Below are 22,948 nucleotides of genomic sequence, written 5' to 3' on the forward strand. Positions count from 1 at the left end.
GGTTCATCGCCCGAAAGAATACACGCAAATGCCAGCAAGAATAAGTCCGAGCGCCACGAGCTTTTTTCTAGTCATCTTCTCCTTGAATATGGTGACTCCGAAAACGGTAACGTAAACGTAGCTTGTTGCCTCGAGTATGGGTCCCATAGACAAAGGAATACCTCGGTACGCCAGTATCGAGAGGAACGTCGTGCCTATGAAGAGCACGTAGGCGAATACGACCAAAGGGTTCAGGTACTCTTTAATTGGGCTGTCGTATTCTTTTAAAGCAGCCTTTTTCAGCATAACTTGCGATATCGAGCTGATGAAAACACCTAGAAGCAGAACGCAAGAATACAGCAGGACCGTGCTATCCATCGACAAGCTCGCCTTTCCCTCCAGCGTCCTCGCCGTCGGCTTTAGCGAACAAGGCCACTCCGCAAATGACAAGGGCGGCTCCCGCTATCTTGCTAACCGTAACGGTCTCTCCAAAAAACACCACGCCCCAGATGATGCCCCAGACAACCGCAACCGCCCGATTGGCGAACGCTGTGGTCAAAGGGAGCCTCTTGATGATTTGTTGCCACCCAATGGCATACAAGCCGAGCAAACCCAAGATGGCCGCATAGCATGCCACGAACTGCCAGCTGAAAACATTTTGCTGCGAAGCGAGCTTGCTGAAGATGCCGCTCACCGAGTACACCATGAGCAGGACGTGCAGCACGAGGAGCGTCTTGAGTTTCGAATGTTTCACAAGCATCACATCGCGCGAGGCAGGTAAGGCCGCAATCGCTCGATCGTCGCAGCTCTCATGATGTAGTAGCCGAACCGGGTCGAACTGTCACGCACTTTACATGACGGCTCCTCGATTGGGCTGACATACTCGATCAGCTCAGGGGCTTTAACCTGAAGACGATGGAGCACATCGATATCCTCCTGACCGACAACGAAACGAACCAAGGCGCATCCGGAAGGATCTTTTGGCTCCAGGTCGGGCTTGTTGCCCAAAGCGATATCGACGACGGCGCCGGTGTAATCGATACCCGTCGACAAGCGGACAAGATCGCTTCCGATGCAGTCGCCACCCATGCGGCTACCGATCTCGATGAGCCACACGTCGCCATCGGCGTCCACCATGACCTCGGCGTGCGAGGCCCCACAACGCACACCGAGATGATCGAGCGCACGCTTCACAACTTGAACGACACGAACGAGAAGCGCCTCGTCGATGGAAGCGGGCTCCAAATGGCCAGTCTCGATAAAATGGGGGGCGCCCGTTGTAAATTTCTTGGTCAACGCCAAGAAGCTATGCTCGCCCTCCCATGACACGAACTCGACACTGAACTCCTCCCCTGCAACGAACTCCTCGACAACAGCGCGTTTCGAGAATCCCTCGGAAAACGCCGCCTCTAAAGCGGCTTCGAGACCTTCCGCAGACTCAAGCTTGGTAATGCCCCGGCTTCCCGAGCGATCAACAGGCTTGACAATAAGGGGATACGCAAGCTCGGACAGTCCGTCGCGCGAGTCACCCTCAACCAACACGCTCTTCGGCGAAGGGTCTCCGCAGGAAGCGAACGTTTTCCGCATGAGGTGCTTGTCGGTCGATCGCGCGACGACAGCGGTCGGGTTGCCCGTAAGACCTAGAGCCTCAGCGACATAACCCACCGTGATATTCGCCAAATCTGAGCCAATACTGCAAATGCCATCGATGCCAATCTGTCGACACTGTTCCAAAATGGCATCTCTTTCCGTAATGCTCACTGGATAGAAGTGGTCCGCCGTACGTTCACCGACATCGCCTGCCCGCCATGCGAATACGTGAGTCTCGCAGCCCATTTCCTTCGCCTTCTCGATCAAAGGATTCTGAAAATGGGACGCTCCTATGATGGCAAGCTGCTTGCCCATGGTATCCACACCTAACCCTTCGCTTTGCCGGATTCCTCGAGCAGCTCCCAGCGCCCGCTCTCCAATTCAGCTTTGTAATCCCTCATCATCTCGACATAGTTCGTGAAGCGGGGCTCGAAGCCGAAATCGCGCTTCGCCTTCGACATGTCGTAGAGAAACGAGGGTGTGTTGTTGGGTTTGTCGGGCCGGTATACTATTCGCGACCCCTTGCCTTTGCCGAACACCTCTATCACGGCTTTAGCTTGATCCTCAAGATCGAGACTGGTTCCACTCGTCATGTTGTACAACCCTCGGGCAGCATCGCTTTCGAGTGCCAACCGAAAAGCCCGGGCCACGTCTTTCACGTAAACGATATCGCGCGTTATGTGGGGATCGCCCCAGAGCTCGATGTCGAGCCCCGCCTCCGCATTGTCGATGAACGTGGCGATGCCCGATTTGTACGGCTTACCGTTGACAAGGATAGTCCCATGGGGCCCGACGCCGTACACGGGCGGCAAACGGAACACCGACCCCTGCAGACCGTGCTGCTGGTTGTAGTATTCGATCACGTCGTTGGCAGCATTCTTGCTGATGACGTACACAGAATGGTCGCCAGTGAACTTGAAATCACGTGGCTCGTCTTCGGTGATAGCATAGCCCTTGCCCCAAGCGCCGGATACGTCAGAATAACTGCACGTCGATATGATCTTCTTGATGCCATTTTTACGACAGTATTCAAGAACATTGATCGTGCCGATAACATTGACCTCAAAATAATCGGCAGCGTTCTCCTCGTCCTCCAAGTCAGCCGTCGCATTGGCTGGCAGCAATCCCGCCGGCAGCAGAACTCCCTCGACACCTTCGGTCGGAAGCAGGTCGAAATCTTCAGGCTTGGTCATATCCAAGCGAACGAACCGAGCTCCCATATCTTCCAGCTTCGCGCCCAGTCGCTCGTTCCGTCCCGTCGCAACGACATCTTTTCCTGCCTTAATCAACTCGTCGACGGTGTACATGCCGATGAAGCCCGTTGCTCCGATTACCACGATCATGGTCGCTCCTTTCCATTCAATATTTCCGCTACGACGTACAGGGGCCGATTCTTCACTTCGGTGAAGATATTGCCTATGTAAATGCCGACTACGCCAATAGCGGAGAGCGTGAGTCCGCCCATAAGGTATATGGAGGCGATAGTGCTCGTCCAGCCGACAGGAGCCGATCCATCTATAAAATACCTGATTACATTGTAGAGCAGATAGGCGAATGAAAGCAGGGCTATGGCGAAGCCAACGTTAACCGCAAACCGAAGGGGCTTGTTCGATTGAGCGGTAATCAACTCGAAAGCCATACGCATTTTCTTTGAGAAATTATAGGAAGACTTACCTTCGAAGCGCTCATCCCCTTCAATCTCAATAGCGGCCTGCCTGAAACCTAGCCACTTGATGAACATGGTGTATCCGCGGTTGTGCTCCCGCATACGAAGATAGTTGTCGATGACGATACGGCGCGATACGCTGAAATTGCACAATGAGCTATCGTATGCGCCGTCGGTGAAATACTCGTACGCCTTGTAGAACGCCTTGGATAACAACTTCGTCAGTCCTGTGTCTTTACGTTCCACGCGGCGCGCAAAGACCACATCGTATCCTTCTTGAGCTTTTTCAAAAAGCTGAGGTATCGCCTCCGGTCTGTCCTGCAAATCGCAGTCCATCACAACGACCCAGTCGCCCTTGCACAGATCGAGTCCAGCCGTGATAGCTCTGATTTGACCGAAGTTGCGAGAAAGCCTTACGCCTACCACATGCTCATCTTCGGCGCACAGCCCCTCGATCTCCTCCCATGAGTTCTGCGGGCAACGATCGTCGACCAAGATGATCTCGTAACGAGCGCCCATGCCTACGAATGTGACGGCAAGACGCCGGCAGAGCTCAGGCAAAGCGGCTCGACATCCGTATACCGGCACTACAACAGAAATGAGCACGATCTCCCCTATTCCTTTCTTTTGCTAGTCAAAGAAGAAGCGAAGAATGCTCGAACCGCCTCTATCACCCGGTCCTGATCTTCTTCCGCCAGCCCGTAATACATCGGCAATCTGACAATTCGTTCGCTCTCGGCCGTCGTATAGACATCGTCTCCCGCAAAACGTCCGAACTTTCGCCCAGCCGGTGCCGAATGCAGCGGGATGTAGTGGAACGTAGACTGGACATCCCTATCTCTCAGATAGGCGATAAGCGCAGTACGTTCGCTCAATCCCCTACATTTCATGTAAAACATATGGGCATTGTGAACACATTCCTTAGGTACGACGGGTAGAGAAATTATTTCTTGGTCGGCCAAGTCGACAAACGCATGATAATAACGATTCCATATTGCGAGCCTATTCTCATTGATATCATCGGCGCGTTCCAGCTGAGCCCATAGGTATGCCGCATTTAAATCGCTCGGCAGATAACTGCTGCCGTAGCCAACCCAAGTATACTTGTCTACCTGCCCACGGAAAAAACGGGAACGGTTGGTGCCTTTTTCGCGCAGCACCTCTGCGGGCTCATTGTGCTTCTCGTCAGCAATCAGCAGAGCTCCGCCTTCGCCCATCGAGTAGTTTTTCGTCTCGTGGAAAGAGTAACATCCGAAATCACCAATGCTGCCGAGAGGTCTTCCTTTGTATAAACTCATGATACCCTGCGCAGCATCTTCGACAATCCGAAGGTTATACTCAGATGCCAAATCCATGATCGCATCCATTTCGCAAGAAACGCCGGCGTAATGCACCACGACGATTGCCTTTGTCTTGTCGGAGACAGCCGCCTCGATCATGCGTTCATCAATATTCATCGTGTCGGGACGTATGTCAACGAATACGAGGCGTGCGCCAGCCAAAACGAACGCTGTCGCCGTAGACGAGAACGTGTAGCTGGGAAGAATAACCTCGTCTCCCGGCTCGATATCGCACAATAGAGCAGCCATTTCAAGCGCAGCCGTCCCGCTGGTGGTCAAAAGGGCCTTTTGGGCTCCGGTGCAGTCTTCCAGCCACGCGTTGCATCGCTTCGTAAAAACTCCGTCACCGCATATCTTCTTGTTCCTGATCGCCTGCTCGAGATAGACAAACTCAGTCCCCACGAACGGGGGCTCGTTGAAGTTGATCACTGTTGCGCTCCCTTATCGGTCGCGGATAAGTCCATATGCCTTTTGGTATGACTTGAAAACAGCCTTCTCCGAGCAAGCATAGCGACAGCACAAACCACTATACCCAATGCAGTGAGTACGACACCTGCCTTCAAACCAGGCGTTTCATAGTGCAAAACAACCTCATGGACTCCTTCGCCAAGTTCGATACCCATGAAAGCTACGTTAGCTTGTAACAATTCAGCGGGCCGTCCATCAACCTGTGCGGTCCACCCTTTTGAGAAGGGGACCATAAAATATACCAGCCGTGGATCGTTCTCAATCGATACCCTGCACGAGAGCGTCGAGCCGTCGAACCGCACATCGGCCACCTTGTCTGCGCCAGCGTCTTTAAGCTGCTGGATCTGGGATTCGTAGCAATCAACTGGCTGGGCAAGTACTTGAAGATCGTCGAATGAGTAAACACCGGGATCTTGGAAAATAAGCTCGATCCGCTGGCGCGGCTCATTGGAATAGCCCATGTTGACGAGCCACTCGTCTTTACCTCCGTATAAATGGCTCGCGTTCGTAGGATTCCAGATTGTTTTTTCGACGCCAGCCAAACTCAACCTCACTTTTGCATCCACCGTACCCACGCCATAGACTATATCTTGGAAGGCGAGCTGCTGCTTGCGATATAGGGGAGTCTCAGCACGCTCGCTCCCTGTCAATCGTTCGGACGGAAGCAAGTCGCGATACGAAAGGCCCGCTATAGCGACATACGCATCAACGTCAGGTGGCACCTGCACATCAAGCACTATACGCGTATCCGCACGGTAAACGGTGAATCTTTCCCCATCATAAGAGAAGCCGGTTTCATCTTCTTTCCCCCCACCCGCGACAATTGGAGTTCCGTCAAGGCTCTCCAGTTTGAAACCCAACCGTTCTTCAGTGAAAACCAAGTTCGCATCTTCGAGCGGCGAAGAAGAAGATTCCACCACCGCCCCCTGGAGCAAAGCTTGCTGTTTTCGGGACGGATCCAATTCGTCATAGACCGTCCGATCGATAACTTTATCGTACGTAAATACCAGAGGCAGATAGGAGTCCGTCTGGGAAACTCGAAATATCGATCCCTCGGCTTCCCCTTCAAATACCGTAGTGTCGAACAACGGAGGAATAAGATCATCAGATTCATCGGGAGTCACAAAGTATTTTACGCCGGCGAGAGCCTCAAGCGGCGTACGCGAATCAAGTCCGGCGTACATAAAGTTAATGGAACTTGCTGCTAGACCCAAACCTGTATGGTATTCATCGACAAGATCGTTGTAATAGCTGTCGTAAAACAGGGGCGATTTCAGTCGCTGAACCATGTTGCTGTTGAGGTACTGCACGACTTCGGCAGAGTCATACCGCCAGAAAGAATCGTCCCCTGTACGAGAAACAAGTGTCGTAGGATTATTCTCGACAAGAACATCGTGAGAACGACCAAGTCCAACCTGACCTGCAACCCGATTGCCGCCGGAAGCGACAAACTGCGACCCATAGCCGTTGTAGAAGAAACAGACGCAAGCCAGCAGCGACAGAAGCACTGCCGCCTTTTTGCCAGTCAGGGTGCAGAAAGTTCCCGCAAGAGCAACGAGCAATACGAGCAACATCGCAACGCCGAACAAAGCCTCTTTCGTCGTGAAGGGAAAGAGCACGAAGGCTACCACGAAGGCATAAGCAACGGAGCCCTTTACGGCGGCCGCACTTCTCCCCTTTTCCATGTTCAAACAATCAGGAAGCATCGCAGCAACGATGTAGGCAACGCACAGAACGTATGCCCACACCCACCGGTTGTTTGGATAGGCAAAGCCGTTGAAGACCTTGCCAATCAGCGGCAAGCAGAGAAACACGGTGAGCACGATGAAGATCACCCGCAAAAACCTGCGCTCAGCGACAGAACTCCCACGGGTCTTTGCCGCGCCCTTTCCGAACAAAAGAAACACCGCCAAAAGCGCAACTGCGGCGAATCCGTACGAGCAATCGGCGCCGACATCTGACAGGCTCCCAAACCCGAGCACCAGCTTGACATAGTAGCCAATGGGGTATAGCAGGGCCTCCGGACGATCTAGCCCAAGGCGACCCTCCCCCAGGATCGTCAAAACACCGGGTACAAATAGGACGGCACCAATCATCGCTGCAACGAGAATCAATCCGCAAATTTTCATGAGCCATTTCAAAAACCCTCCCACATGCTTCCTTTCGGGCAAGAAAGCGTAGCGGACAAGGCAGTACACTACAAGCAGAAGGCAAACGGCATAGGCTGTAGTAACTGATTTCAAGAAGCAGAGGGCCATTGCCCCTATAAATAGCAGAGGACTCTCCCGAGCAAGCACCTTCTCGATGCCCCACACCACCAAAGGGCCCAAGAGAAGTGGATAGAGCATGAATATCTGCGAAAACGCCAGCAGCGTATACCCGCTAAAAACATACACCATCGAAGATACGAGTACCGAAAAGCGATCCTTGGCACGGTAAAAGCAGAAACCCGAAAAGGCAAGACCAGCAAGATACAAGTGCAGCGGAACGGAGGCATTCAAGGCAAGATCTGCGTATTCCATGGGAACGAGCACCGACAGCAGGTTCAATGGGTCGCCCAGGCTTGGAAGAAGCGTCATGATGACATCTGCGCCGTAGCCTATCTCCAAAGACCAAACAGGAACGACACCGGTCCTTGCCACGAAGATATTGTATAAAAGCTCACGCAACCACTCACCTTCGTAGGCGAAGAAGACATACTGCTGCTCAAGCCCGTCAACATTCCAGATGAAACCCTTGCCTGCAAAAAGGAAGCTGAAAGACATAGCGAAGAACAAAATCAAAAATACGATGGTATATGCAGCGAAGTACGATCGCTTGCTGGTCGTTCCTTCAAATGCCTCCAGCCAAGCCTTGAAGTGCGCTCTCATACGAAACTGCGCCCGCTAAAGTACGCACCGAACCACATCGCCTTAGCGATAGAAAGGATAACCACCCCATGCCTCCTTGCCAGCTCTCCAACTCTGGTATTCTATTCTATAATGCTAATCTTGTCCCGCCCAAAGCAGGAGAATGCGCTGAAAGCCCGGATGACCGGGAGAGACCATCATCGGCTTTCATCCTCAAGGCCGAGGTAAGAATGCCAGAATTCTTCGGAAGTAAGATAAGGCAAGGCGTTGCGATACTCCAATGCCACCTCTTTTTTGCGCACTGCATACTCGCGTTTTAAAGAGCGATAGCGTTTCCTCAAGCCAAGATACCGTTCACGATCCATGGTACGAATATGCCCCTTTTTCCCTTCAGCGTCAAAGGCGACGAGTGTGTTTCGACGCATGGTTTTCCAGCCGGGATAAGCACCGCGGCTGTAATAAACCGAGGCCGGCTTGCTGGACAGAAGTACATCGGGCAGCATATGCCGGTCATGGGGGATCGCTTCAAGCAACTTCAAGAACATGTTGCGTCTATCAGGGGTTCCCAGATAGGCATGATCGATATCGACTTGGCTCATTATGTTCTTATCAAGCTCCGTAATCGACACAAGGCATTCGTTTTTGGCACCGTTTCGCTTCATAAGCGCTTCACCATTGATCTTTGCCAAGTAGTCGGGACCTTTAAGATAGTCTTCCAATCCGTCAAGCAAGAGCTCGGCGCTTTCATAATTCATGGATCGCAAGTAGATGTTGAAAGTACGCGAAAGCCTCAGCATAAACATATGTTCTGAGCTCTTGTCATCTACGGCAATCATGATCAAGAAGTTCCGTACGTACTGATAGCAATCGACCGAAGCGCGAAAACGCCCTTCAAAGCTATCGTGCCAAACACTAATCCCGCTCATGCACATCATGGTCGGTTGGCAACGCATTCCATACTCAACATCATCGCAGCGAATAAACAGGGGCAGCGGTAAACCGTGTCTGCGAATAGCTGTCACAGGAATGCAGCAAAACCACCAAGCTCCATAGGCATTTGCAACCTCTACGTCGATAGTTTCGTTTTTAACCAAATCATGAATTCGATCAACATGGAGATCAGGTTTGATCTTGTCATAGATACCGTCTTTTCGCACAAAAGCGACATCTTCGTATTGCAAGGCGGGCTGATCGATCGAAAGCATGGCGCCATTCAGAAAAGCGTCTCTGTACTTTTCATTAGCGAGCGATAGCAAGTTAAAAGCGCGTTTAAAGCTTTCAGGAGAAACACAAACATCATCGTCCATAAGCAACACATGCGTAGCATTGCTTCCAAGAGCGGCCAGCATGCCACGGGCAAAACCGCCCGCGCCGCCGGTATTGGCGTTGGGGATAACCGTCACCCCCTCATCGCTCAGATCTTCCGCATCAAGAGTGCGCCCGTTGTCGACAACATACATGTGAAAAGATTTCGAAATCGGCTCATCGCTCCCGAGCACTTCCCGCTTAATAGCCTTAATGTTGGGAATGACGAATTCTTCTTTTCGAAAAGTCGTGGTGCAGAGCGCCAGCCGCACCGCGCGAACGGCAGATTCTTCAACCTCAGTGAAGAACCTCGCACTGCGAACGAATGAGGTTCCACCTGATTTGATGACGAACGAGACAAGCGGAGCGTCGCTTTCTGGCAGTTCTAACACATAGGAGCAAAAATCCTCACTCTGCCCGCACGCTAAAAGCGGCATCGAATCTACCGAAGCGATATCGACACCCTCGCGAAGCTCTGCAAAAAAAATATCGCATGCATCTCCCGCAACTTCGAGCTCAAGCTTAATCACGCCGACATTGGTATAGCGTTTCCACTTTTCCATGGAGAGCGCATTGAAGTACGTGGAAAAATCCACCGTTCCCGAAAAAGAAAGAGCACCTGTATCCTTATCGTAATCAGCGCTTTCGGCGCGGTAATACAACTCGGGATATCCGCTCGCAAAATCATCGGTACGAACCAATACATTAGCCAAAGGAACCTTCTGCATAGCAATCTCACTCTCGCACGATCTCAACGCTTTTCCCAGCTCTTGTTTTGCCCCGAGCCCTAAAAAGACGCAACTTGGAAGTAGCCTGACCCCTGGTCGAGGTTCTTGTTGAAATACGGGTCGCCCTTGCTGCGAAGACCCGGCCATTTCTCGTCGAAGTAAGCAATATCTGCCTCTGAAAAATCGAGAGCGTTCAGGCTGTTGTCATAACGCTCTCGTGGGCTCTTCTCCTCGCATTCCACCTTGACAGTGGGCGTTTGGACGATACGGTAGCCCAAATTACGAAGGCGCAAGCAGTAGTCGGCCGTCCCGACATCTCCTTCGAACCGCTCGTCGAATCCTCCTGCCTCGAAGAATGCCTTGGCAGGGGTGACCAAGCCTTGGTAACCGACTGCGCTGCAATTCTGGAAAGCGCGCATGTTACACTGGTATCCGGGGAAGTCATCAGGATAGCCACGATAGAGCGGCATAATCCGCTTTGAAGTGATCGCAATACCAAAACACTTAGTCATACCGTCCGCATAGAGGGTTTTCGGCGCAACTGCGCCAATGCCCCGCAGCGAGCACATGCCGATAAGCTGCTCGAGTGGCTCAGGAGTTAAAAAAGAGCAACTATCGTCCATGAACAAGAGGTAATCGCCTGTCGCCGAACGCGCTCCTCTGTTAAAGCACTCAAACAATCTTTGATCTTCGCTTGCGATAACATAGCTCCCTTGAGCAACGAACTCCTCTGGCAAAACGCCTCTATTCGGAACAACCATAATCAGCTCGCATCGGTCGAAGCTGTTCGTCTGCTCAAACCACTCGACGAAGCGAGCGACAGCAAGTCTTTCGCAGCCGCACCTTACCACGACCGATATCTTTTGATCGCCTGAAACGCCAAACCAGAGATTGTAAAGGCTCGCAACCCCAGATGCAATGATGTCCGCATCGAGCGAACCTCTCTTCAGCTGGTTTTGTATGGCCAGTCGAGCCGACCTTCTGCTGTAAGGTTTCGAATCGGGGTTCGTTGCCGTTGAGGCGTCGCTGATGCGCCAATGGTAGAGCACTTTCTGCACACCGTAAACCTTGCGCGCCTGACTGGTTGCATATAACAGCATATTGTAGTCTTGCGATCCGTCATAACGAGCATCAGGAGCGGGCATGCCGTTTACAATGCTCCTGCGAATGGTCATGAGATGCATAATATAGTTTTTCGAAAGCAGCAATTCCGGAGAAAACGATGGTTTGAACAAAGGGCTCAGATGGCGAAAACCCCCTCTGTCTTCCATAACCATGTCTTCGTCGCAGTACAAAACGTCTATGCTACTATCACGATTTAGCGCGGAAGCATACTCGAACAGGGTGTCGGACTCGATAAAGTCGTCATGATCCAAAAAACAAACGAAGTCGCCTTCTGCGGCCGCTAACCCACAGTTGGTATTTTCGGTAATGCCGCGGTTGCCCTCAAGCTCAACGAGCTTCACTCGATCATCGAGCTTAGCATATGCCTGCAAAGCCGCTTTCAATTCGGGATCCTCCGGTGAGGCGTTAATCAGCACCAGCTCGAGATTGCCGTAAGTCTGCCCCAACACCGAATCTGCCATATCACGAAGATATGGCAGAGGAGTTTTGTACAAGGGAACTATGAAGCTAAACGTAGGCTCCCAAGAAAAGCGTGAGCCTCTCTGGTTCGCAAGATCCACGCCTTTTGCTCGATGGCGCTCAAACCAGTCGGCATAGCGAGCATCGGTCCATGCGTCAATAGGAAAGAACTCCGGATGCACATCCGCATGGACAAAGGCGTAACATCGCTCTTTCAATTTTGACAGCATCCCCATTTTGTCTCCCAGATAGCGCTTCATGCACTCTCGTTAGCGCTTCAACGATGCGAAGCCCTCGTTGACCTTATCTTTATCGCTTAGCACAACCTTGGTGGGATCAAAAACGGAATCTCCTTGCAAGGCGGGCCATGTGATACCAATATCCGGATCGTTCCAAATTAGACCGCCTTCGTCATTAGGATGATAGACATCGTCGCATTTATAGCAGAACTCGGCTATGTCGGACAGCACGAGAAAACCATGCGCGAATCCACGCGGGATAAAGAACTGCCGCCGGTTCTCAGCCGAGATCAAGACCCCTTCCCATCTACCGTAAGTGGGACTATTAGGCCTAAGATCGACAGCGACGTCGAAGACCTCGCCCGATACGACACGCACCAACTTGGACTGAGGATGCTCTTTCTGGAAATGAAGGCCTCGCAGCACGCCCTTGACTGATGACGATTGGTTGTCTTGCACAAACACAGCATCGATACCGCCGGCAACGAAATCTGCATGCTTGTAGGTTTCCATAAAGTAACCGCGCGAGTCGCCAAAAGACTCGACATCAACAACAATGACACCTTCGATAGAGGTCTCGGTAAACGTGAAATTGCCGGATCGAACCGTATCGCCCGCTGCCATTCTATCCTCCCTATTGTCCTCGCTCGGCATACTTGGCCTCGACAGCATCCTTCGCGTCACGCCACCATGCCTCGTTATCGCGATACCACCCAATCGTAGCCTTCAGGCCTTCGGCAAAATCAGTATGTATAGGCGTCCAGCCCAATTCCTCGCGCAACTTCGTCGAGTCGATGGCATAGCGACGATCATGGCCGGGCCGGTCTTTAACCCAATCGAAATCATCCGCATCTTTTCCCATGTTTTCAAGAATAGCACGAAGAACATCAATGTTGCTTTTTTCCCCATCGGCACCGATAAGGTACGTCTCGCCCAAACGACCTTGCTCCAAGATGGCCCATACGGCGCTTGAATGATCCTCCGTATGAATCCAATCGCGGACATTCAAGCCGTCACCGTAAAGTTTAGGACGCACTCCCGTGAGGACATTCGTTATCTGGCGAGGAATGAACTTTTCAACATGCTGACGCGGCCCATAGTTATTCGAGCAATTCGATATGGTTGCCCGTACCCCATAGGTGCGATGCCACGCTCGCACGAGCATATCAGAAGCCGCCTTCGTCGAGCTATAAGGAGACGAAGGGCGATACGGCGTATCCTCGGTAAAGCGCAGCGGATCGTCGAGCGCAAGATCCCCGTACACCTCATCGGTTGAAATATGGTGAAACCTCACGTCATGCCTGCGAGCGGCCTCCAAGAGGGTAAACGTGCCTTGGACGTTGGTACGGACGAACGGAGCAGGATCAGCTATGGAATTATCATTATGGGATTCCGCGGCAAAATGCACTATCGCATCGGCTTCACCAACAAGGCGATCCACTAATGTCTCATCGCAAATATCCCCATGGACGAACGCCATGCGATCTTCGGAAATTCCGGACAGATTCGCCAAGTTACCGGCATAGGTTAATGCATCTAGCACAACCACATGAACCTCGGGCTTGTTGTCTATCACCCAATGTACGAAATTGCTGCCAATGAAACCGGCTCCGCCGGTGACAAGGTATGTTTTCATATCTGTCCTTAGCACATAGTAGTTTTACGCTTGCCTGATTTTAACTCAATATGCAAAACCCATGGCACTTTCCACGCAAAGTGCTCCAACGGGCATATGAGTGAGCGGACCTCCTGCTAGCCCGACTACCGGGGTCAGCCCGACCGCCGCCCCAACCCCAACCCGACCCCTTCTCGTTGCGATACGCGAAAGTAATGTAAACGCCTGCAAAGCGAATATTGCATGCTATCATACTGCAATTGCGGCTTTTCAAGCGCAATAAGAAAAGGAGAAGAGGGAGGGCTTCGAGCTACATGAGCTTTTCGAAAACGTCGTTGAAGCGCAATTGGTTCATTCTCACGTCCCTTGTCTCAAAGGACTTCAAGCTCAAGTATCGTCGCAGCGTCTTGGGCGTTGCCTGGTCGGTTTTAAACCCACTGCTCATGATGATTGTGCTTGCCGCAGTCTTCTCGGTCGTTTTCCGAGGAACCATCGAACCGTTTCCCGTCTATCTGATTCTCGGACAAACGCTGTTTACCTTCATGTCAGATGCCACGTCAGGCGCCATGGGTTCCATCATCGAGTCCGCTCCGCTCATAAAAAAGATACGAATCAACAAGATGCTCTTCCCGCTGGAGAAGGTGATGTTTGCCCTTCTTAACTTCGCCATCTCTCTTATTGCGGTAGCCATAGTCATGGTTTTCTTTCAAGTTGTCCCAACTTTCAATATCTTGCTATTGCCCGTGCTTTTGGCATACCTTTTTATGTTTAGCTTGGGGCTCGGTTTACTACTCGCAGCACTGTCGGTTTTTTTTCGCGACATCATGCATTTGTGGGGTGTCATTCTCACGGCATGGACCTATGCGACACCTCTTTTCTACTCTATCGAGATCCTTCCCGATTGGATGGTCTCCGTGATACAGTTCAACCCTATGTATTATTACGTCACTTACTTCCGCGAGATTGCCATGTGGGGAACAACACCGGGTCTTACAGAAAACCTCATCTGCTTCGGATGTGGAGCCGTTGCGCTCGCTTTAGGGCTACTTGTATTTCGCAAGCAGCAAAAGAAATTCATATTGTACGTTTAGAGACGAGAGATCATTATGCCTGAAAACGTTAACACATCGGCTCTTTCGCTCGACAGCTCTGAGACCTCCAAACCCGTTGATAACCGCCCAGACATGGTCAGGGTAGACCATGTTTCCATGGTTTTCAACATGGCGTCCGAGCAATTGAACAGCTTGAAGGAATACCTCATCAAAATTGCGCGACGGGAATTGTTCTTTGAGGGGTTCACAGCGCTCGATGACATATCGTTCGTTGTGAAAAAGGGGGATGTTTTCGGCATAATTGGCACCAATGGATCTGGTAAGTCCACAATGCTAAAAATAATCGCGGGTGTTTTGGAGCCTACGAAAGGGCATTGCGAGATCAACGGCAACATTGCGCCCCTTATCGAGCTTGGCGCCGGATTCGATACGGAATTATCCGCGAGAGAGAATATCTATCTTAACGGTGCGTTACTCGGCTATTCAAAAGATTTCATCGATGAGCACTTCGAAGAAATCGTCTCTTTTGCAGAAGTGGAAAAGTTTCTTGACATGCCACTTAAAAACTATTCGTCGGGAATGGTGGCGCGCATTGCATTCGCCATTGCCACCGTGATCGTTCCCGAAATCCTTGTGGTAGACGAAGTGCTCTCTGTAGGCGATTTCATGTTCCAGAAAAAATGCGAGGACCGCATCAGCGAGCTTATCGAAAAGCACGGCGTTACAGTTCTCATCGTCTCGCACAGCAACGAGCAAATAGCCCGATTATGCAACAAAGCAATCTGGATCGAAAAGGGCCATACACGCATGCTGGGAGATTCAGAATCAATCTGTCGCGTCTACGGCGGCCTTGGAGGTAGGTCCGGCAGCTCAAAAGCCGAAAAGATGGTATTTGACGCTCTTAGAGAGTCTGATCATTTCGAAATACCCGACAATACGCTTATCAAAATACATGGGGAAAGTGCCGACGGAACAAATGTAAAGATGGCGCTTCGCGGAAGAAAAGATACCGATACCCATACGGTCATCATCGCTTGCGGAACCACGCATGTTAACGCAGTTATGGCGAACCCTCTGGGAGGAGCTCTTGGAGCTCCAATCATCACAACAAAGCCCGATGAACTCTCAGAAGCAGCTGAACGCCTACTGTACGACTACAAGCCAGAACAGATTATCACAATCGACTGCGGGCGCTGCGCTTCGAAAGCCTTCGAGGTGTTACATCGCTTGCCATGGCATCCAGCCATCACTGCGATCGAAAACAACGACGGCAACACTTGGGATATGTCAATGAAGCTGTATGAGTATGGCCTGAAGCGAGGGCTTTGGTCCAATGAGGCCTCTTTGATTCGACTCGACAACAATCCCGAATCGCTTGTCGCCTCACCGTTTCTCTATGATTCTAAATGTCCGCTTTTTGTCGCATCGAACAACATGGATATCGATGTCAAGGACTTTAAAGAAACGCTCGCTCGAGGATCGATAACGCACCTTGTGGCATTCGGTGCAGAGCCATTTGATACGTTGGACAGCAAGATAGTCTCGCAGGGAATAGCTATCGAACGTATCGCTGCCGGCAATCAAGCAGCATCATGCTTCGCCATTACTGCTTGGGTCTATGACCGCATGAAAAGGGCACGCGGCAGGGTTGATGAACTTTGCGTCGCCACTCTGTCCCTTGCCCAATGGCCAGAGCTGCTTGCTTGCGGATGCTACACCTCACAACGACCGAGCGTATTACTACTTGAAGACAATACGAATTTGGACAGCATAGCCCAATGCCTACAATTCGTACGGGATCGCAAAGACGATCTGCAGGCCATAGTCTCGATAGGCAACCAGCTGGCACTTGGAGAAACCGAACTCCAGATGCTCTGTTACGAACTTGAATACTAACCCTCTTCTTCTTTCAAATTCTCAAGATACGAACGCAAGGCATCTTGCCACGTACGCATCTCATCGCCAATCGTCTTCGCCAAATGATCGTTAGATAAAGACGAGTACGCAGGCCTCTCGGCACTTAAAGGAAAACGCTCTTTGTATTCAACGCTGGTCAGCGGTATCTTTTCACAGGGGATCGCCGCGCCGTCGACCACCGCGCAGGCGAAATCGAACCACGAGCATGTACCTTTGTTGGTGCAGTGGTAAACACCATAATCGTCGGTAGCTGCAATCTTGAGGATCTCATACGCCAGATCATTGGCAGACGTGGGGTTGCCGAACTGATCGGAAACGACGCTTATCCTCCCCTTCTCATGAGCGAGGCGCATCATAGTCTTTACAAAATTCTTGCCAACGTAACCATAAAGCCAAGCGGTGCGCACAACGAAAGCCCGTTCGCAAGCAGCACGTGCCAAAATCTCTCCCGCCCACTTCGTTCGCCCGTAAGCGGAAAGAGGACGAACAGGATCGCTTTCGCTACGCGGTTCCGGGTCAGTTCCCGGAAATACATAATCAGTGGAAACGTGCACGAACTTACCTCCGCACGTTTCGCACGCAATCGCCAAATTCTCAGCTCCATATGCATTGACTCGGAATGCTGCTGCCTCGTCGCGTTCACAGCCGTCAACGTTCGTCACGGCCGCGCAGTTGATCACAAGGTCATAAGGACCCTTTTCGGAGAACCAAGCTGCCACAGCTGCTCTATCGGAGATGTCCAGATTGTCGTAATCTGCATAATCTACCCGCGCATCGGCATACAACCGATCTATGGGACCGATTTCTGCAGCCATGGATTCCAAACAACTTCGAAGCTCGTTACCTAACTGCCCTTTCCCGCCCGTAACGAGAATATTCAAGCCTAATCACGCTCCTTATGGGAAATGATCTTGCCTTCGGCAACCTTCCTCAAGTGTTGACCGTAAACCGACTTTCCATATTTTGCAGCCGCATCAAGAAGGCGATCCTTGTCAATCCAGCCATTCTGGAACGCTATCTCTTCCACTACAGACACCGAAAGTCCTTGGCTGCGCTCAACTGCTCTCACAAATTCGGAAGCCTCGTAGAGCGACTCCATGGTTCCCGTATCAAGCCAAGCATATCCGCGGCCCAACGTAACGACATTGAGAGACCCGCCCTCTAAATACATTTGGTTGAGGGTAGTTATCTCGAGCTCCCCTCTCGCAGAGGGCTTGACCCGCTTCGCCAGTTCGCAAACACGGTTATCATAAAAATACAAGCCCGTGACTGCATAATTAGACTTTGGATGCTCCGGCTTCTCCTCGATAGACACCGCATTGAAGTCCTCGTCGAATTCCACTACCCCAAAACGCTCAGGGTCATCTACATGGTAGCCAAACACCGTAGCCCCGCCCTCTCGTTCAGCGCTTGCAACCGCATTCCGTAAATGACGTCCCAAACCGTTGCCGTAGAAGATGTTGTCGCCCAGTACGAGCGCGCAACTATCACCGGCAATAAAATCTTCGCCAATAATGAAAGCCTGAGCAAGGCCATCTGGACTAGGCTGCTCCGCATAGGAAAGACTCACGCCGTAATCCGAGCCATCCCTGAGCAACCGTTCGAAATTCGAGAGATCTTGGGGTGTCGAAATAATAAGGATCTCGCGAATCCCAGCCATCATGAGTATCGACAAGGGGTAATAAATCATGGGTTTATCGTACACTGGAAGCAACTGCTTGCTAGTGACCGAAGTCAATGGGTAAAGCCGAGTGCCAGAGCCTCCAGCCAAAATAATGCCCTTCATTTCGCTCCTCAGATAGACTCACAACCATTACAATTTCGATTTAAATGTTAGCGTACACCAGAAGTTATGTGGAACAGCTTGATCAAAAGCCACCAAGAAAACCAATCGGCGCTTTTTCTTTTATACTAGGAAAGCATGAGCACAATCGACATTTGAGGAAATCGCATGAAAATCAGCACCCTTTGCGCATGCCGCGGCGACGGCAGAGGATACATTAGCTTCAAAGTTACGCAATTAAACCAAAACAGCAGAATGAATCTTTCGGGTGTGGCTCCGGCAGGCAAACAGGTGCCTATGCAACTCTACGTAACAGCCGAGTCGGCGCGAGAAAAGACCGTAGTGATCGCGTTTCCCCTCGTTCCATGCAAGATTGACTACACACTCTCAGAAATCGACAGGGAGGGCAACACGCTATCTTCCTGCAAAAAGAGCATTCGACCTTTTATCTTGAAGTGGGCATCGCGCTACAACTATCGATTCAAGAAGCAGCAATGTCACTCCATTCGAGATATTGAAGAAGTGGACTACTTCAAACATGCAACCATAGATTTCAAAGAGTGTATACCGACCGCCACCGACACGATCCTGCGGATCACCTTGACGCTTCCCACCCGAAACGATATTCCATACAAGCTCAGGCTCCTCGACGAAAAGTTTAATCAACTTCCCCTCAACTCAACCATAATGAACGACTCGCTTGTGTCGCTCGAATACGACGAAGTATCCGAGCTGAGATTCATAGATATCTCGTTGCGCATCCCCCATGATATAAAGACGTACATTATTGAGTTCACCGATACGTCGGATACCATCCGGCAAAACTTCGCATGCTTGGAGACAAGTCTTTATGCTTACCTCCTCAGGCGGTTTCACGACCTCACCCTCGATGCAGCCCATGATCCCAAGTATCAAGCCTGGGCCTCAAAGAGAAAGCCCACGGACGCCTTTACTAAACAGCAGAAGCGAACGAGATTCGAACATGCACCGTTAATAAGCATCATCGTTCCGCTCTTTCATACCCCCCCTGCCTTTTTTCGCGATATGGTGGAAAGCGTGCTAGCCCAAACATACAGCAAATTTGAGCTCATCTTGGTCAATGCCGACAGGAGCAATAGCGAGCTATCCGCAGAAGTCAACGAGGCCCTCTCTCGCGATCGGAGAATCCGGGAAGTAGAGTGCCCTGAGAACAGGGGAATCTCTCTGAATACTGCGGAGGGTATCAAAGTCGCGCAGGGGGACTATCTTGCCTTCCTTGATCACGATGACCTGCTGGAGCCAGATACGCTTTTCCTATATGTTTCCGCGATAAACAAAGATCCCAGCATCGATCTTCTCTACTGCGACGAGGATAAACTTTTCCCTGACGGATCATACGGCGACGCTTACTTTAAGCCGGACTTCAGTCTCTTCCTTTTGCGAGAAATCAACTACATCTGCCACTTTCTAATGATCCGCAAAACGGTCGTGTCGAAAATGGAGCCCCCGGATCCGAAATACGATGGCGCCCAAGATCATCACATGGTCTTGCAGGCGGTTGATCAGGAAGCGCACATCCATCACGTTCCCACGGTTCTTTATCACTGGAGAATATGTGAAGGCTCGACGGCGGCTGGGACAGCGAGCAAGCCGTACGCAGACGTTGCCGGAAAACTCGCAATCGAGCATCATCTTGAGAAGCAGAGGATCAAAGCCCGCGTTGGGAACACGGAAGCCCCGTGCCGCTATCGCGTAACATACGAGCCAGCGCAACAACCCCTCGTCTCAATCGTGATACCCAATAAAGACAACGCCGAAGTTCTCGCCGTCTGCATTGACTCTATCCTCGAGAAAAGCACTTATGAAAATTTTGAGATTATAATTGTCGAGAACAACAGTACCCAGCCCAAAACGTTTGACTATTACACCAGTATTGCCGAACAAGACTCCCGAGTATCGATAATAACATGGGAGCACGAATTCAATTTCTCCAAAATCATAAACTTCGGCGCATCGAAGGCAATGGGTGAGTACCTTATCCTCCTGAACAACGACACCGAGGTTATTAGCCCCCGCTGGATTGATGACATGCTCGGAATTTGCCAACAATCGCAGGTTGGTATCGTGGGTGCAAAGCTTTACTTCCGAGATGGAACCATTCAGCATGCCGGGGTTGGCATTGGCGGCGAAGGCGCGGGTCACTTGAACGTTAATCTGGATAAAAGCGCGTCGGGATATTTCAATACAACCATCACAACTCACGAGCTCAGCGCCGTCACCGCTGCGTGCATGATGACCAAGCGTTCGGTGTTCTTCGAGGTAGGAGGGTTTGAAGAAGATCTTGTCGTTGCTTTCAACGATGTAGATTATTGCCTCAAAGTAAGACGTAGTGGCAAACTCGTGGTATTTTGCGCAGAAGTTGAGCTGTACCATTACGAATCGCTATCGAGAGGGTATGAGACGACGGAGAGCAAGCAGATCAGGTTTCATCGAGAGGCATCCCTGCTCAATCTCCGTTGGCCTGAATTTTATGTTAAAGGAGATCCGTATTTGAACCCGAATCTTTATCCTGGCAATATGTACTATCGGCTCAACGACCGAAACCTTTGATATGATTGATTGGTTCGAACGCGCAAAGCAGCAGAAACGTTCGAGCTACCGACATAAGAGGAGACAACCTTGTCATCGATAGCGACAGGTAAGCAGGGTGCAGGAAAAGACATGGTTCAGCGCTGCAGCCCGTACGTTTTCATTGTATTCGCTTCAGCTTTTGTCGCGCTTTACGGTGAGTCGTTCTATGAAATATGCAGAGGATATTACTCGGGAGAGTATCTTGGGCTTATTACCTCTACCATGACATATGGAGTAGCCGCACGAACCTGCTTGCTTTTTCTCATTTCGATTGCCGTTTCTTTTGCCTTTTTCAAGCTGTGGAAGCATCTATCAGGATACATCTACCGATTTCGCTACCTCATTGCGGGTGTCATTCTCGCAATTTGTACGATATTTGAAATTAGTGGCTCTTCTGTTGGCTGTTGGAGCCCCTATTTGAATGAACCCGCAAGCTCGACTACACTTTTTGGAATCCCACGTGCAATAAGATCTGATGAATGGCTCGTCAACCTTCCCACCTTCCTTTCGCAATCGTTTAACGACTACGGCACTTCGTCTTCGATCCTGCGCGGAACAATCACCGACACAACAATGCCCATCAGCGCGCCTTCGTGGTCATTGGCAACGCTGTTCCACCCTTTTCAATGGGGGTATCTTGTTTTCGGGTCAGCGAAAGGGGTGGCGTTCGAGTGGACGTCAGCGAAGTTGGCACTAATTATGGTATCTTTCGAATGCGCAATGCTCTATACCCGGAAGAATAAGGCCCTCAGTGCTGCCGCCGCAATAATGCTGTCCTTTTCTCCTTTGATACTCTGGTGGAACACAGGAGCGGCCCTTGTCTTCGGGCAAGGACTTGTCATTGCATTGTACCACCTCGTCAACCGAGACAGCTTCAAAGTCAAACTTATTGCTTCGATCGCCCTTGCATGGCTTGCAGGGTGTTACCTCATGATGATGTATCCAGCTTGGCAGGTTCCGTTCTTCTTTATTTTTGCAGTCTTCGGCATCTGGGTGATTTTGAGTTACCGAAAGAATACAAAAGGAGGTTCCCCCGAACTACGCACGTTCGCACCTCGAAAAAGCATCCTCCTCTTGCTTCTTTGCTGTATTGCAGTTGTCGTCATGATTGTCCTTGTGTTTGTCGGGGCACGTGATGCACTCCTTGCTACCACCTCTACAGCCTATCCTTCAGGGCGCGTATCGACTGGCGGTGGCTTAATTCCCTATTTATTCGGCTACGGCTCAAGCATTTTCTTGCCTCTATCCTCAGGGCAGATCAACGCAAGCGAGTTATCAGTGATGTTCACGCTCTTTCCCTTGGGGCTCATTGCCGGATGCGTCAATTCCTACAAGCGCAAGGATATGCTTTCTCGACTTCTCGTGACCCTAGAGATCATCTTCCTCATTTACGGTATTTTCGGCTTTCCAGAATGGCTTTCGCGAATAACTCTTTTTAGTTACATTCCCACTCAACGACTCCTATTTCCGCTGGGCTGCATCGACATCTTTCTTCTCATTCGCGCCCTTTCGCAATGTGACCGCCCCTTAGTGAAAACTCGTCCGGCGACCCTCATCGCAACAGGACTTGTCTCACTTTCAATATTCATTGCATGCCTTTCAAACGCATTGTTCGATATGTTGTTTGCTGAGAAGATCACGATGTTGATTGCGATTATGCTCATCTGCACACCATGCATACTCGCCCTTGTCACAAGATTCTCTGTGAATATGTTTGCCGCCTCTATCGCCTGCGTCCTCCTCTCAACCGGTCTTTGTGTTAATCCAATTCAAAAAGGACTCGATCCTCTCACAGATTCCGCCTTGTATTCCGAAGTCAAGCAGATTGCAGAGTCCAACCCGACGGGATTATGGATAGCCGAAGACACAATCGCTATGGCGAATTTTTGCGTCGCAGCAGGTGCGCCAACCATAAACTCAACGAACGCTTACCCAGATTTGGAAAGATGGGAAGCGCTTGACCAAAAGGGAGACTACGCCGAAATATACAATAGATATGCCCACATAATTATATCTTTACAAAACGATACCGACACCGAATTTTCCCTTCAGCAAGATGATGCATTCCAAGTCATCCTCAATTGGGAAGACGTGGACAAATTAGATGTCAGCTACATATTGACCCAAAAGGAATATCCGGCCTCTCCTTCAGAGGGCATCGAGCTCACGCTTCTCGCTCAAAACAATGGATACAACATTTACTCAGTCGACGACATTTAACAA

17 protein-coding genes are annotated in these 22,948 nt (G+C 50.8%); 4 read left to right on the forward strand and 13 right to left on the reverse strand.

Annotated features, from left to right (window positions below):
- Positions 1–3: 3 nt before the first annotated feature.
- From LB310_RS10305 to rfbB, 11 genes are all read right to left on the reverse strand, one after another.
- Positions 4–357, reverse strand: a complete 354-nt coding sequence (locus LB310_RS10305; protein WP_096226852.1) for a multidrug ABC transporter — start codon at positions 355–357, stop codon at positions 4–6.
- Complete coding sequence (locus tag LB310_RS10310; protein WP_231897330.1) at positions 350–733, reverse strand: EamA family transporter; 384 nt, start codon at positions 731–733, stop codon at positions 350–352. The genes LB310_RS10305 and LB310_RS10310 overlap by 8 nt, the downstream gene beginning before the upstream one ends.
- Before the next feature lie 5 nt (positions 734–738).
- The gene (locus LB310_RS10315; protein WP_096228553.1) at positions 739–1,884 is read right to left on the reverse strand and encodes an acetyl-CoA carboxylase biotin carboxylase subunit family protein; all 1,146 of its coding nucleotides are present in this window, start codon (positions 1,882–1,884) and stop codon (positions 739–741) included.
- Positions 1,885–1,895: 11 nt separating this feature from the next.
- The gene (locus LB310_RS10320; RefSeq protein ID WP_096226854.1) at positions 1,896–2,912 is read right to left on the reverse strand and encodes an NAD(P)-dependent oxidoreductase; all 1,017 of its coding nucleotides are present in this window, start codon (positions 2,910–2,912) and stop codon (positions 1,896–1,898) included.
- A complete protein-coding gene (locus LB310_RS10325) occupies positions 2,909–3,841 on the reverse strand; it encodes a glycosyltransferase family 2 protein (RefSeq protein WP_096226855.1) in 933 nt (310 codons plus the stop codon). Before LB310_RS10325 ends, LB310_RS10320 begins: the two co-directional genes overlap by 4 nt.
- Before the next feature lie 8 nt (positions 3,842–3,849).
- On the reverse strand, positions 3,850–5,004 hold the full coding sequence (gene rffA / locus LB310_RS10330) for a dTDP-4-amino-4,6-dideoxygalactose transaminase (protein ID WP_096226856.1): 1,155 nt from the start codon (positions 5,002–5,004) through the stop codon (positions 3,850–3,852).
- Positions 5,001–7,913: a YfhO family protein gene (locus LB310_RS10335; RefSeq protein WP_096226857.1), complete on the reverse strand. Its 2,913-nt coding sequence runs from the start codon at positions 7,911–7,913 to the stop codon at positions 5,001–5,003. Before LB310_RS10335 ends, rffA begins: the two co-directional genes overlap by 4 nt.
- 176 nt (positions 7,914–8,089) lie before the next feature.
- Complete coding sequence (locus tag LB310_RS10340) at positions 8,090–9,925, reverse strand: glycosyltransferase (protein ID WP_301155043.1); 1,836 nt, start codon at positions 9,923–9,925, stop codon at positions 8,090–8,092.
- Between the two features lie 59 nt (positions 9,926–9,984).
- Complete coding sequence (locus LB310_RS10345; RefSeq protein WP_096226859.1) at positions 9,985–11,769, reverse strand: glycosyltransferase; 1,785 nt, start codon at positions 11,767–11,769, stop codon at positions 9,985–9,987.
- Positions 11,770–11,778: 9 nt separating this feature from the next.
- Entirely contained in the window at positions 11,779–12,372 is a 594-nt protein-coding gene (gene rfbC, locus LB310_RS10350) for a dTDP-4-dehydrorhamnose 3,5-epimerase (protein WP_096228554.1), read from the reverse strand.
- Between the two features lie 10 nt (positions 12,373–12,382).
- Positions 12,383–13,384: a dTDP-glucose 4,6-dehydratase gene (rfbB, locus tag LB310_RS10355; protein ID WP_096226860.1), complete on the reverse strand. Its 1,002-nt coding sequence runs from the start codon at positions 13,382–13,384 to the stop codon at positions 12,383–12,385.
- Positions 13,385–13,677: 293 nt separating this feature from the next.
- Between rfbB and LB310_RS10360 the strand changes: the two genes are divergently transcribed.
- Both LB310_RS10360 and LB310_RS10365 read left to right on the forward strand, forming a co-directional pair.
- Positions 13,678–14,454 carry an ABC transporter permease gene (locus tag LB310_RS10360; RefSeq protein ID WP_301155044.1) on the forward strand — a complete coding sequence of 259 codons (777 nt, stop codon included), beginning with the start codon at positions 13,678–13,680 and terminating at the stop codon, positions 14,452–14,454.
- Between the two features lie 15 nt (positions 14,455–14,469).
- The gene (locus LB310_RS10365; RefSeq protein WP_096226861.1) at positions 14,470–16,311 is read left to right on the forward strand and encodes an ABC transporter ATP-binding protein; all 1,842 of its coding nucleotides are present in this window, start codon (positions 14,470–14,472) and stop codon (positions 16,309–16,311) included.
- On the opposite strand, the gene rfbD is transcribed toward LB310_RS10365, so the two are convergent.
- Entirely contained in the window at positions 16,308–17,213 is a 906-nt protein-coding gene (gene rfbD / locus LB310_RS10370) for a dTDP-4-dehydrorhamnose reductase (protein ID WP_096226862.1), read from the reverse strand. The genes LB310_RS10365 and rfbD overlap by 4 nt on opposite strands.
- Before the next feature lie 2 nt (positions 17,214–17,215).
- On the reverse strand, positions 17,216–18,118 hold the full coding sequence (gene rfbA / locus LB310_RS10375; RefSeq protein ID WP_301155045.1) for a glucose-1-phosphate thymidylyltransferase RfbA: 903 nt from the start codon (positions 18,116–18,118) through the stop codon (positions 17,216–17,218).
- Between the two features lie 165 nt (positions 18,119–18,283).
- On the opposite strand from rfbA, the gene LB310_RS10380 reads away from it, so the two are divergent.
- The gene (locus tag LB310_RS10380) at positions 18,284–20,704 is read left to right on the forward strand and encodes a glycosyltransferase (protein WP_096226864.1); all 2,421 of its coding nucleotides are present in this window, start codon (positions 18,284–18,286) and stop codon (positions 20,702–20,704) included.
- A 69-nt stretch (positions 20,705–20,773) separates the two neighbouring features.
- Positions 20,774–22,945: a hypothetical protein gene (locus LB310_RS10385; RefSeq protein ID WP_301155046.1), complete on the forward strand. Its 2,172-nt coding sequence runs from the start codon at positions 20,774–20,776 to the stop codon at positions 22,943–22,945.
- Positions 22,946–22,948 lie beyond the last annotated feature (3 nt).

This window comes from Gordonibacter sp. RACS_AR49, assembly GCF_030418435.1.
In the GTDB taxonomy this organism is placed as follows: Bacteria; Actinomycetota; Coriobacteriia; order Coriobacteriales; family Eggerthellaceae; genus Gordonibacter; species Gordonibacter urolithinfaciens.